The 11585-nt window shown below is 66.3% G+C and carries 12 protein-coding genes; 9 read left to right on the top strand and 3 right to left on the bottom strand.

Annotation, left to right across the window (positions count from 1 at the left end):
- Positions 1 to 203 precede the first annotated feature (203 nt).
- Together C8N44_RS23690 and C8N44_RS22255 are read left to right on the top strand one after the other, a co-directional pair.
- Complete coding sequence (locus C8N44_RS23690; RefSeq protein ID WP_210204215.1) at positions 204 to 497, top strand: ATP-binding cassette domain-containing protein; 294 nt, start codon at positions 204 to 206, stop codon at positions 495 to 497.
- Positions 498 to 1108: 611 nt separating this feature from the next.
- Entirely contained in the window at positions 1109 to 2062 is a 954-nt protein-coding gene (locus tag C8N44_RS22255) for a YihY/virulence factor BrkB family protein (RefSeq protein ID WP_107978907.1), read from the top strand.
- A 77-nt stretch (positions 2063 to 2139) separates the two neighbouring features.
- Here C8N44_RS22255 and C8N44_RS22250 read toward each other — a convergent pair whose 3' ends face one another.
- From C8N44_RS22250 to C8N44_RS23990, 3 genes are read right to left on the bottom strand one after another with little or no spacing between them, the layout of a single operon-like run.
- On the bottom strand, positions 2140 to 3207 hold the full coding sequence (locus tag C8N44_RS22250) for a DUF3618 domain-containing protein (RefSeq protein ID WP_107978906.1): 1068 nt from the start codon (positions 3205 to 3207) through the stop codon (positions 2140 to 2142).
- A complete protein-coding gene (locus C8N44_RS22245; RefSeq protein ID WP_107978905.1) occupies positions 3200 to 3628 on the bottom strand; it encodes a phage holin family protein in 429 nt (142 codons plus the stop codon). Before C8N44_RS22245 ends, C8N44_RS22250 begins: the two co-directional genes overlap by 8 nt.
- Entirely contained in the window at positions 3628 to 4212 is a 585-nt protein-coding gene (locus C8N44_RS23990; protein WP_244641187.1) for a hypothetical protein, read from the bottom strand. Before C8N44_RS23990 ends, C8N44_RS22245 begins: the two co-directional genes overlap by 1 nt.
- Before the next feature lie 375 nt (positions 4213 to 4587).
- On the opposite strand from C8N44_RS23990, the gene C8N44_RS23495 reads away from it, so the two are divergent.
- The 7 genes from C8N44_RS23495 to C8N44_RS22200 all read left to right on the top strand — a co-directional run bounded on the left by C8N44_RS23495 (position 4588) and on the right by C8N44_RS22200 (position 10993).
- Positions 4588 to 4728, top strand: a complete 141-nt coding sequence (locus C8N44_RS23495; RefSeq protein ID WP_158274134.1) for a hypothetical protein — start codon at positions 4588 to 4590, stop codon at positions 4726 to 4728.
- 700 nt (positions 4729 to 5428) lie between these two features.
- On the top strand, positions 5429 to 6484 hold the full coding sequence (locus C8N44_RS22230) for a glycosyltransferase family 2 protein (RefSeq protein ID WP_158274133.1): 1056 nt from the start codon (positions 5429 to 5431) through the stop codon (positions 6482 to 6484).
- Positions 6484 to 7617, top strand: a complete 1134-nt coding sequence (locus C8N44_RS22225; protein ID WP_158274132.1) for an acyl-CoA dehydrogenase family protein — start codon at positions 6484 to 6486, stop codon at positions 7615 to 7617. The genes C8N44_RS22230 and C8N44_RS22225 overlap by 1 nt, the downstream gene beginning before the upstream one ends.
- 29 nt (positions 7618 to 7646) lie before the next feature.
- On the top strand, positions 7647 to 8348 hold the full coding sequence (locus C8N44_RS22220) for a PIG-L deacetylase family protein (RefSeq protein ID WP_158274131.1): 702 nt from the start codon (positions 7647 to 7649) through the stop codon (positions 8346 to 8348).
- Positions 8345 to 8923 carry a class I SAM-dependent methyltransferase gene (locus tag C8N44_RS22215; RefSeq protein ID WP_107978900.1) on the top strand — a complete coding sequence of 193 codons (579 nt, stop codon included), beginning with the start codon at positions 8345 to 8347 and terminating at the stop codon, positions 8921 to 8923. The genes C8N44_RS22220 and C8N44_RS22215 overlap by 4 nt, the downstream gene beginning before the upstream one ends.
- A 1124-nt stretch (positions 8924 to 10047) precedes the next feature.
- Positions 10048 to 10620 carry a hypothetical protein gene (locus C8N44_RS22205; RefSeq protein ID WP_107978898.1) on the top strand — a complete coding sequence of 191 codons (573 nt, stop codon included), beginning with the start codon at positions 10048 to 10050 and terminating at the stop codon, positions 10618 to 10620.
- A complete protein-coding gene (locus C8N44_RS22200) occupies positions 10613 to 10993 on the top strand; it encodes a hypothetical protein (RefSeq protein WP_107978897.1) in 381 nt (126 codons plus the stop codon). The genes C8N44_RS22205 and C8N44_RS22200 overlap by 8 nt, the downstream gene beginning before the upstream one ends.
- The last annotated feature ends 592 nt before the right edge of the window (positions 10994 to 11585 follow it).

Here is an 11585-nt window from a genome sequence, read left to right as displayed (position 1 = left end):
CCGTGAACTTCGATGCCTTCATGCGTTTCCGCTCCTCTCCCAGCCAGGAAAGATTAGCCGAAAACTCCAGCTTCAAACGGTCCAGTTTTCAGGGGGCAGAGCAACAACCCGCGGACTCTCGTTATGAATGAGGGGCCAGCAGGGGGCAGGTCAGCCAGCGCGTCCAGGTTGCGCGCGCTTTGGCCCAGGAGCCACGAGAGATCTTGCTCGACGAACCCACAAACCACCTCGACATCCGTCACCAGCTCGACCTGCTCGGTCTGTTGCGCAGCCTCCGTACGACATGTGTCATCGCGCTGCACGACCTCGACCACGCCGCCGCCTTCTGCGACAGCATCGCGGTTTTGGATAAGGGGGAGTTGGTCACTCATGGCGAGCCGCATGCGACCCTGACCTCCGAGCTCATACGCGATGTGTTCGATGTGGAAGCGTCTCAACGGCGCGACAGGGACGGCGCTCTTCGGATCGAATTCTCGTTAGCGAAAGCCTTGGCATAGCATCCTACTAAGGTGTCTACCTTTTCCCACTCTACCGACACTGAGAGGCCAAGGCTGCTGCAGCATGTGTGAATGGCCGGTTCGGAGACGCCGCGCCGCATCGACGGTCGTTTCGATGAGCGGCAGCTAAGGGCCGGGAGCAACGGCCGTCGCGGTCCGCCAGGTGTTCGGTTCGCTGCGCCGCCGCAGGTCGGCTTTGAGCCCAAACTGACCGCGTCGACCTCGGGTAAATTCGCGCTTGCAGCATGGGCGCGATTGTCGCGACCGGCCCAGAGCGGACCTTGGACGGGGGAGAGGCGGAGGTTCACTATCCGGACAAAGCTGCCGTTCAATGTTGCTGCCTCCCAAGGCTGATCATGCGCCCGCCCCTCGGGAGGACGGGTGCGCTTCTATCCCGTACCGTGGGAGTATCGTCGAGGGTCGAAAGGGGACTCCCCTGAAAAGAACTCATTCATAAACGAAAACACTCGCAGGAGCAGGTCAAGTTCAACAAGGCTCCCCGGCAAACCTCCCCGAACAGCGACGTGGCCGGCTCATCTGTCCATGCCCCCCGGAGGAACGAGTTCCGTGACCGCCGGTTGAGCCCGACACTCAGGAACCGAGGGACGGACATGAGCAGTTCAGATCATCGCGGGCGCCGCGCCGACCGGCCGGGGCAGATCCCCGGCCGAGGCTGGCGGGATATCGGAATACGGGTCTACCAGGAGGTGTCGCGGGATCATGTCTCGGTCGTCTCGGCGGGCGTTGCGTTCTTCGGGCTTCTGGCGCTTTTCCCGGCGATCGGCGCGCTGATGTCCACGGCGGGGCTTGTGATGGACCCGGCGGCGATCGAGGGCCAGCTGGAAGAGATCGTGGCGGTGCTGCCGGAAAACGCCGCCGAAATCCTGCAGGGCCAGGCGCGTGCGATCGCATCAAAGGGCGGCACGGGCCTTGGGCTGGCCGCGCTGGCCGGCCTGCTCCTGTCGATCTATGGCGCGTCGAAAGGCATGAGCACCCTGATGGAAGGCATGAACATCGCCTATGACGAAGAAGAGAAGCGGGGCTTTATCAAGCAATACGCCGTGTCCTTCGCGCTTACCCTGTTCCTGATCCTCGGCGTGCTGGTTTCGCTGGGGCTGACCGTCGCGGTGCCCGCGTTGATCGGATCGCTCGGCCTGCCTGATGCCATCGCGACGCTGGTGGGCTGGGGCCGCTGGCCGCTTCTTGCCGCGCTGACCGTGCTCGGGCTGTCGGTGCTCTACCGCTACGGCCCCTCGCGTGAGGATCCCGAATGGCGCTGGGTTTCGTGGGGATCGGTCATCGCGACGGTCTTCTGGATCGCGGGCACCGTCGCCTTCTCGCTCTACGTGCGCAACTTCGGAGACTACAACGACTCCTACGGGGCGCTCGGCGGGGTGATCGTGCTGCTGACCTGGCTCTGGCTGTCGGCCTACATCGTGCTGCTCGGGGCCGAGATCAATTCCGAGATGGAGCATCAGACCCGCCGCGATACCACGACCGGGCGCGAGCGTCCGATGGGGGAGCGTGGCGCGGTCAAGGCGGACCGGGTCGCCGAAGCGCCCTAGGCAAGACGCGCCCGGCAACAAAAAAAACGCCCGCGTCGCAGGACGCGGACGTTTTCTTGTCGGGTCCGGCGTCAGGATCAGCCGCGCCGGGGCCCGAGATCCTCTTTCTCCGCCTGCCGCTCGGCCGCGGTGGCGATGCGCTGGGCGGCTTCCTCGGTCCTGTCGACCGCGGCATCCGCCGCGCTGCCCTCTCCGCGCGTGTTGCGGTCGGCGTCGTCCTTGAGGCGGCGGCCTGCCTCGTCGGCGTCGGCACGAACCTCGTCCCCGATCGTGCGTGCCTCGTCCGCGGCCGCGCCCGCGACACGTTCGAGCTTGGCGCGCTCTTCCTCGAAGAGCTTTTCCGCATCCTCGTAGAGCCGGTCGCTGTGCGGGCCGAGATGCTCGTCTTCCATCTGCGTGCGTGGCAGGCTTCCCGCGACAAGCGCACCGGCGGCCATCGCGAGCGCCCCGGCAACGAGCGGGTTCTCCTCGAAGAAATCCGCCCCTCGGTTTGCGCCGCGGCGCGCCTTGCGCTCGGCTTCCTCGCCGGCAAGGATCGCGCGCTCTCGGGCCGCGAGAATGCGCTCGCGGGCCTGGGCGTTCATCTTCTCGGTGCCTTCGGACAGGCTCCGCGCCATGGCTTCGGACCGGTCACGGACGCGGCCCGCCGCGTTCGCGGCGCCGTCCCGCGCCGACTGTGCGCCGTCCGAAACCGACATCGCGCCGGAGCGGACATGCGCCTCGGTGCGGTACCAGCCGGCGCGCGCGCGCTGTGCGGTGGTGGGTTCGGTACCCGGGGTGCCCTTCGGCACCGGGCCACGCGGCGTCAGCGAGGCCGCAGGGTCCGTCGAGGGCGCGCCGTGGCGGTCCTTGCCGTTCACGGCCTGCCGCGCCTCGCGGTCGAGACGGTCTGCGGACGGACCCTTGCCGAACATCAGCCAGCAGAGCCCAACCGCCGTCAGGCCGAGCGCCAGCGGGTTGCCCTTGGCGGCATCCATCGCCGACTTGCCGAATTCGTCACCGTGCCGACCGACATTGTCGGTGATGCTGCGGAAGATGCTGTCGGGCGTGAAGGTCGTCTCGAGTGCGCGCAGGGTGCCTTGCAGCCCCTCGCGGTTCGCTTCGATCTCGCGCTCGATCTCGTCGGGGGTGCGGATGTCACTCATTGGTCATTTCCTTTGCGACGGTCTCGCGGTCGCGCTCGAGGTTCTTCTTGGTGCGCGTCGGGGCAAGCGACGCGAGCTTGAGGTTGCCTTGTCCGACCTTCACGAGGATGAGGGCGAGGATCAAAAGCACGCCGCCCACGAGAAGGGCCGACCAACCGGGGGCGAGGCCTGCTTCGGCGATCGCGGTCACGGCAGCCCCCGCGAGGACGTTGAGCGCGACGAGGAGGATCACCACGCCGCCGACCAGCAGGCCGAGCGCCGTGCCCGCCTTCTTGACGTTCTGGTCGAGCTCGGCGCGGAACAGGTCCATCTCGCCCCGGATGAGCGCGATCACCTGCCGCAAGGCGTCGCTGAGAAGCGTGCCGGTATCGCGGATCTGGCGGCGCGTGCCGTCCGTGGTCTGGGTATCGGTGTTGGCCATCAGGAATCTCCCGGCGTCTTGGGTTGCGCGGGCACGACCGCGGGGTCGGCCGCCGCGGCGGTGGCAGGGGTGGGCGCAGTCGGCGTCGGCCGCGCGGGGGCGTCGGTCGGCGCAGGGGCTGCGGCGTCATCATGCGTTGCGCCCGCGCTTTCGCTGCGCGGCTCCGACGTGGCCTGCGCGAAGCGGGTCGCGGCGAACCCGGCGAGCGCGGCACCGCCCAGGAAACCAAGGGGATTTCGGCGCGCAAAGGCGCTCACGTCGCCGGCAAGCTCACCCAGGTCGCGGTCGCGGAGGGCGTCCGATGCGCCCGCGAGGCTCTCGGCCACCTGGCCGAAGGTGCGCTCCTGCGGCGAGCCGCTCCGCATCTCCTGCGCCGCGGTGCGCAGCGCGCTGGCAATGCCCGACATCTCGGAGGCAGCGCCGCCCTTGGCCCGTTCCGCCTGCTCCATCGCTTCCTTCTGGGCGCGCGCGGACACCTGCTCTGCGGCACCGCGGGCATCCTCCCCCAGTCGCTCGGCCGAGCGCTTGACGTCATCCCCGGCTTCGCGGCGGACGTCTCGGTCGTCTCTGTAAATCTCGGACATCCTGTCCTCTCTTGCTAAATCTGATGTGACCGGCTCTCGGCAGAGCGCCGGCACCACCCGCGGCAGCCCGAAGCCATCAGCACGCACGTCCCCGGCCCAACGCAGCGAAGTCGCGGAGGGGCGGCGCAAAACACCGTGCTATGGTTGATCGCTTTCGAAAATCTGCTTGAGTCGTTTCAGTGCAACGCGAGGCACGGCAGGTCGTTCCGGCAAAACGCGTTTAGCCCTGTCTTCCGGATGAACGCCCCACGCGCGCCGCCGAGACCTTCAATGCCTTCCTGTCTTTCAGCGCCGCGCCCGGATGGGAAAGGTCCGCAGAATGTTCTGGCTGCGAAATTCCGCCTCCGGACGCCCGGCGGCTACCCGGCCGTCCTGGTGACCCGGCAAGAGATCGAGCGCCTGCTGGAGCGGCCCGAAGCTCCGGAGATCAGCATCGAGGTCTTCGCACGCCAGTGTGGAATGACACCGACCGCCGCCATGCGCCTAGTTCGCGAAGAGCACGTCTCCACCACCTAACGGCGCCGTCCGAAAAAGGGCGCGCGTCACCGTTTTATGGTTCCTGACGACCGCGCCGCGTACCACGCGCGCTTCGCAACCCTGCGGGGCTTTGCAGTTGAACAGGTAGGCATCGCGGAGGAAACCGGCCCATTCGGGTCGCCAAGGAGTGGCTCGATGCTGGCGCAAGCGCACTGGACGACAATGTAGCGAATGGAAGGGTCTGGCGAGGCGTGAGAAGCGGGAGATTGACCGTCGTCCGTTGGGTTCCGCGCGATCAAGTAAGAATTCGATAGGACCGGTCTCTGAACTTGACGTCCGACCTGATAGCCAAGGTCACTCCAAGCTTCCCGCACCCAAACGTGCGCCGTCCGCCTTCTTCGCTGAGACGGTTCATTCGGCCCTATCCGGACATTTGCAAGAAAGGCCATCGCTGCGCGGCGGCCGAACCGGACACTCATACATCGCCCGGCATTTCCATCGCTCGGATGACCGCAACGCGGACTTAGCGGGTATTTTCTGTTTGCATAAATCGGGTGCAATGTCGTCGCGACGCCGCTTGGGATGCAATGCTGGCGCGCCACCGCGCCTGGCACCGCCCACGCTCCCATCGCGATGCCCGAGCAACACCTAGCCTATCAAACGGCAATCCTCACTTTTTCTCGGGATCATGTGAGGGCTTGAGGGGTTGTCACGGGTACTTTGTCATCAGGGGCAGCCTGTGATCACCGATAGACCTACCGCGGCAGGCGAGGCTCGAGACGTCTGCATCGCGATACCTGCGCGAGACGAAGCGACCGAACTTGTCGGTTGCCTGAACGCGATCGCAGCATCGCGGTGCTCTGAACCAGTCGTGGTGCTGGTCTTCGCAAACAACTGCTCCGACACCACGGCCGACCAGGCACTGAACTGGGCCCGGCGGTCTGCTCCCGAGCATCTTGACCTACGAGTCGTGGAGGAAACTCTGCCTGCCGGGAAAGCTCACGCCGGAGAAGCCCGGGCGCGGGCAATGACGCGAGCCCGTGAGCATGTTGGTATTGACGGTGTCGTGCTCAGCACGGACGCGGACAGCCGTCCGGCTCCCGGCTGGGTGACGGACATGATCGACGCCCTTCGGGGGAGCGATCTCGTTTTCGGTCCCGTTACCCGTCGTCCGGGGGCGATAGACCCGCGCTTGTCTGACTACGAGCGACTGGAACAAGAAGCTCTCGCTCTTCAGGCGCGTATCCTTCAACCCGACGGCAATCCACAGGCTCATCAGCAACTTTCAGGGGCAAGTCTCGGCGTGACCGCCAAAGCATGGGACCGGCTCGGAGGACTGCCAGCACAGGCTAGCGGCGAGGATCGTGCCTTCGCAGAGATCGCGCTGGAGACCGGCATGCGCGTAAGCCAACCACAGATTGCGCCGGTTTTCACTTCGTGGCGCCTTGCCGGACGTGCGTCCGGTGGACATGCAGAAACACTCTCCGCGCGCCTAGCCGAGCCTGATCCCTACGGCGACGCACGCATCATGCGGCTCTCGGAACTGCTCTCCTGCGCCGAGATCCTTGAAGGATTGGCAGAGAACGGAGCGGGCGCCTGGCTCATGACGTACGGCATTCAGCCTACAGCTCTTTCGCCATGCGCGACGCCTTGGCGCGTTTCCACTTGTCTCCGGCCAGATTCTTCCACCGGGGCTGCCGCGCTCAGGATGTCCGAGATCAAGGCCATGCTTCCGGAATTGAGACGCCTGACCAGCGGTGAGCAGCCCACGGGTTTGCAAGAGGCATGTTCATAATGGAGCTCGATACGCTCGCCAAAAGCCTCAGGGACGCGCTGCCGGAGCTGCAATCGCTGGCGCGGCCCGAATATGGCTCGGCAGAGGAGGCCGATCTGCGCCCCGCGATCACGCGCCTCGCAGAACTCGGCGCGTTGCAGGCGGTATTACCTCGCGCCGACGGAGGCGCAGGCCTCGCCCTCGAGAGCCGTGCAGCACCGGTTCTTGCGACAGCCCTGCGCCGGCTGGGCCGCGCAGATCTATCGCTGGCGCGTCTCTACGAGGGCCACGTCAATGCAGCGCGCCTGATAGAGGTGCATGGCAGCCCGAGCCAGCTCGACCGCTACAAGGAGATAATCCGTCAGGGGGCGATACTTGGGGTGTGGGGCGCGGACGGTGACCCGCCAGTGAGGCTCCATGCCGATGCTTCGGGGGCTATGCACCTCACTGGTCACAAGCGGTTCGCGTCCGGGTTGGGGATTGTCACCCACTCTCTTCTCACCGCGCGGACGGAGAGCGGTGAAGCGCGATTGGTGCTGGTAGAGGCAGATGATCCGGTCCGTCATCACGCGGCGGCCTGGACAGCGAGCGCCATGCGCGCAAGCCGTTCGGGGATCTTCGAAGCCCACGGCCTCGAGGTGACCGAGGAGGATCTGATCGGCGACTGCGGAGCGCTGCTGGTTGAGCCGTACTTTGAAGGCGGGATCTGGCGTTACTGCGCGGCCCATGTGGGAGGTGCCGAGGCGCTGATCGCGGAGACCCGCCGTGCGCTTGACGCCGGTGGGCGCTTTGCCGACCCGATCCAACGGTCACGGTTCGGGCGGATGTATGCCACCGTGGACGCGGCGCGGCAGGCGACCGAAACCGCGGCTCGGACCACCGAGGCCAGCCTCGGGGGATCGCCCCGCGACGTCCGGCTGGCGGTGGCGCGGGCCCTGCTGGCGCGGGAAAGCGTAGAGAGGTGCTGCACCGAAATCCTAGATCTCTGCGAGCGGGCCCTCGGGACCCAAGCCCATGACGCCTGCTTTCCTACCGACCGGATACGCAGGGACCTTTCGCTTTTTTTGCGGCAGGCCGCTCCGGACGCCAAGCTCGACCGCGCTGTCGCGATCCTGCTCGAGGACGGGCCCCCGGAAGTGGGTGAAGCATGGTAACGCCGTTGGCCCGTGGCAGGCTGCTTCGGTTGGCCGCCTCCGCGCCCTGGGCCACGGTTGAGGACATCGCCGGCCCGCAAGGCGGTCTGCTGGTGGTGAGCCCCCATCCTGACGACGAAAGCCTGGCAATGGGATCGCTGCTCGCCTCGATACGCGCCGCCGGAAGACCGGTTGTGCTGGCGCTTCTCACGGACGGGGGTGGTTCCCACAGCAGCCCACGGCTCGGGAGGTCAGGGCTGGTGCGCCTGCGTCAACGCGAGCTTCGCGAAGCTCTTCGCAGACTGGGCGGAGCCGAAGAGATCATCGTCCTCGGCCATCCGGACCAGATGGCGCCCCAAGAGCCGACATCCTCGGAGATCGCCCAGCTTTCCCGGGCTGTCACGGCACACGGCATCACCCGTGTTCTGACGTGCTGGCGCGGCGATCCGCACGTGGACCATCATGCCGGTTCGCTCTGGACGGAGCGCCTTTGTCACGCGCTCGCGTTGCCCCCGGCCGCCGAGGCCCCCGTCTGGGGGCGCTTCACCGACACCCCTCCGGCGCCCGGGCAGCATCTCGTGCGCTTTGAGAGAAAAGAGCTTCTGGCCGTGAAGCGGCAGGCAATCTCGGCGCACCGATCGCAGATGACCGCGCTGATTCCGGACGACCCGGAGGGCTTCGTGATGAGCTCTGACACGCGCGCCCATTTCAGCGAACACCCTGAGCTTTATCTTCTGAGGGCCGCGCCATGAGCGAACGCGTCGAACGATGGGAAGCGACCTTTGCCGCAGGGCGGGATCCCTGGGATTTCTGGTCGACGCCGTACGAGCAGGAGAAATTCCGCGCCTGCACTCGGCTGTTGCAGGCTGGCCCCTACCAGACCGCTCTTGAAATCGGCTGCGCGGGAGGAGCCTTCACGAAACATCTCGCGCAGCGGTGCAATGAGATCCTCGCGCTCGACATTTCCAAGGCGGCGCTCGCGCAGGCACGGCGGCGTCTTCCCGAGCCGCAGGTGACCTTCGCCCGTGCCGAGCTCCCGCAGGACTGGCCTGCGGGTCACTTCGATCTCATCGTCTTCTCCGAGGTCCTTTATTACTTCACGCGTGCCGAGATCACCGAACTCGCGCGGCGCGCAGAGCAATCGTTGCGGCCGGGCGGTCAAATCCTTCTCGTGAACTGGCTCGGCGAGACGGGCGAGCCGCTCTCAGGACGCGAGGCCGCCGAACTCTTTCTCGGCGCATGCTGCGAGAGCGTGCCAGGGTCCCGACCGCAGGCCAGGGCCCCCTATCGCGTCGATCTGCTCACACGAACGCACCGGACGTCCTAGCGCTTAATCGGTCAAGGGCCACGTGCCCGCGCCCCTGCAGACCCGCCAGTCAGAGCCCGGCGTGCCACGCCGAAGCGGGCAAACCAGACAAGCCCGCCCCCCATGCGACGACGGCAGCGGCGATCACGTTCCAGAACCCCATCCCGGAACCCTTTCTCGTGCGTCCTATCAAGGGTTGGCGTCACTCGCCCTCGGGAAAATCCGCGCTGAGCGTCCAGTCCTTCACTGCATCGAATTGCCCTCGCAACTCGTCCAGCCGGCTCGACAGGATGCCTTGGGCATAGGACCCAAGCGGCAGGCGCAGCGGCGGCTCTGCTTCCTCCGCGACCTTGATAAGGATCTCTGCCGCACGAACGGGGTCGCCCTTCTGGCTGCCGCTGTCCTCGGCAAGGATGCGGCGCAGGCGGCCGGCGGTCGCGGCGTAGTCCTCGATCTCGACCTTGGGGGTGGTGGCCGAGCGGCCCGCCCAATCGGTGCTTGGCGCCGAAGTGTCGCGCGGGCGTTAGCGTGCGCGACGACTCCACCGTACTCACTAATCAGCTCCCACTCCGACGATAAATCGTCTCCCTGCGAGCTGTCGTTCGCCGGGGGCTAAAGCCCCCGGACCCCGGCGCCGCTGACGCGACGCGCGGGAGGCGCTCCGCCCTCCCACACCCGCCAGGGGCCTTCAGCCGGACCAGAGGACGCGCCGCCCCTTGGACTTCCAAGGCACGGGTCATCGTTCCGCACTCCCCCTTGCATCCCCCTGCTCGCAGGACCGTTCGCCACGCCCTTGCATCCCCGGCAGCCTTCGGCTCGAGCAAAGAGGCGCGCCACCCTCTCTGCACTCTCCCGGGCAGTGACCCTTCGCCATCTGTCCCTGCACCCTCTCCGGCGTCTCCGACGGCTCGGGGCGCGTTCTGCACTGCCCCAAGACCCTGCTGCGCTCGGGGAGGTCGCTCCGCACGCCTCCCCGAACCCCTCCTGCGCTGCACGACAACGACCAACGGGTCTCTCGGAAAAAAAAAGTAAACCCTTGGCCCTGTCGAGCCGCGCGGTCGTGGTGACGCGCGGCTCGACAGGGCCAAGGGCTTCGGAAGGGAAGTCGGCCGGGCGTCTCATCGCAACTCCACAGGAGACGCTTCATGTTTCACCCCAAACAGGCCTTCGAGGGCCCGCCGATCTGGCACGAGGAGTTGCAGCGCGGCGATGTCGTGCTGTTCCGCTTTCCCGTCGCGGAGGCCGATGAGCCCAGCGACACCGTGACCCCGAAAGTCCGGCCGTGCCTCGTGCTCGAGGTCCACGAACGTATGGGCCGCCGCTCCGCGACCCTGGCCTACGGCACCTCGGCGAAGACCCGTGCCAACAGCGGCTACAACGTGATGGTCGCGACAGAAGACGGCATCGATTGCGCGGGGCTCGATCGCCCTACCCGCTTTGTCGGCGTCCGGCGGATCACCGTCGCTCTCGAACACAGCGGCTTCGAATTCGCCGATCGGACTGCATCCCCCATCATCCGGCGCCTCGATGCTGCACTGACGGGGCGGATGAATGCCGTCCGTGCCCGCGTCCACACCGAAGCCGACATCGCACGCGAGCGGCGACGCGAACGCCGGGAAGAACAGCGCCGCTGGCAGCAGCAAAGCCGCGGTTTCCTCGAGCGGAACCGCCGCCTTCCCGCGGCCAGCCCCCTCACGAAAGGACACACAAATGACTGACCTCCTGCCGATCACCTACGACAACATCGATGCCCTGGCAGCCTCGGCCTTTGCCAAGTCGCGCATCGCCGCCACCGCCATCCGCGAGGATGTCCTCCACAACCTCAAGCCGCTCAAGCGGACCGGTCCGGAGCGCCTGCTCGATCGGATCGAGCGTCGGCGCATCTTCGACGCCGAGATGCTCAACGAGATCGACGTCTTTGCCAATCTGCTCGCGCGTGTCATTCAAGAGGGCACGACCGTCATCGAATGCATCGACAACGACGCGTGTAACGTCTCGCCCGGCGGCTGGACGGAGCGGCGGCGGACCCGCGCCGCCGATGAGCTCGGCCGCGCGCTGATCGTGCTCTACGACCTTCAAGAGACGCTCTAAGCATGGCTTCGTAAATTCGAGACACGCGGGTCCGGAACACCCGCGTCAGGACGCGCCGGCGACTTCTGCTGCTACCCGGCCGGCGCGTCCGTATACCCCCCGGGTCCAACACCGCACTCGTTTGCAAGCGGCTACGGCGTTTGCTCCCGCAGCGGGCGGACATCGAGGCTCTCGGCCCAAAGCTGACGCAGCCACGTCCTGTCATCAATGTCCGCTTCGCCCCCCGATTTCATTCAAAGCAATTCCTGCGCCTCTCCAAAGCAGTCAGAAGTTCGATCAAGTCATGTGCGCGGATTTGGGCGGCATCCTGCACCCCAATGCGTGGCGAGCAAGACCAGTAGGCGGTGAGATCGGCTGGTTCGTTCCGGTCGAGATCGCCCGCTAAATCGTGTGGATTTCGACTGGGCAACCGACACTCGTGAGGAGCGCCTGCATCCGACCCGCAGTGTTCTTTGGGATTGCCATTACCAGAAGGCGCTCGGCGCGTGACGCCGCGAGGCTTTGATGCTGTAACCGCCCCCCGACGGCATCGCTGTGCCAAGGTGGGATCGCAACAATCCTTAATGGGAGGCGGTCATGTCAAAGATTACCA

It is taken from the genome of Allosediminivita pacifica, assembly GCF_003054175.1.
Lineage (GTDB): Bacteria > Pseudomonadota > Alphaproteobacteria > Rhodobacterales > Rhodobacteraceae > Allosediminivita > Allosediminivita pacifica.
Note: the sequence above shows the minus strand (reverse complement) of the source record. Positions and strands in the feature narration are given on the sequence as shown.

Bases quoted from the DNA above. Each gene is read 5' to 3' on its own strand.
- C8N44_RS22255 (WP_107978907.1), top strand. From the start codon at position 1,109: ATGAGCAGTTCAGATCATCGCGGGCGCCGCGCCGACCGGCCGGGGCAG.
- C8N44_RS22250 (WP_107978906.1), bottom strand. From the start codon at position 3,207: ATGAGTGACATCCGCACCCCCGACGAGATCGAGCGCGAGATCGAAGCG.
- C8N44_RS22245 (WP_107978905.1), bottom strand. From the start codon at position 3,628: ATGGCCAACACCGATACCCAGACCACGGACGGCACGCGCCGCCAGATC.
- C8N44_RS23990 (WP_244641187.1), bottom strand. From the start codon at position 4,212: ATGTCCGAGATTTACAGAGACGACCGAGACGTCCGCCGCGAAGCCGGG.
- C8N44_RS22225 (WP_158274132.1), top strand. From the start codon at position 6,484: ATGGAGCTCGATACGCTCGCCAAAAGCCTCAGGGACGCGCTGCCGGAG.
- C8N44_RS22215 (WP_107978900.1), top strand. From the start codon at position 8,345: ATGAGCGAACGCGTCGAACGATGGGAAGCGACCTTTGCCGCAGGGCGG.
- C8N44_RS22205 (WP_107978898.1), top strand. From the start codon at position 10,048: ATGTTTCACCCCAAACAGGCCTTCGAGGGCCCGCCGATCTGGCACGAG.
- C8N44_RS22200 (WP_107978897.1), top strand. From the start codon at position 10,613: ATGACTGACCTCCTGCCGATCACCTACGACAACATCGATGCCCTGGCA.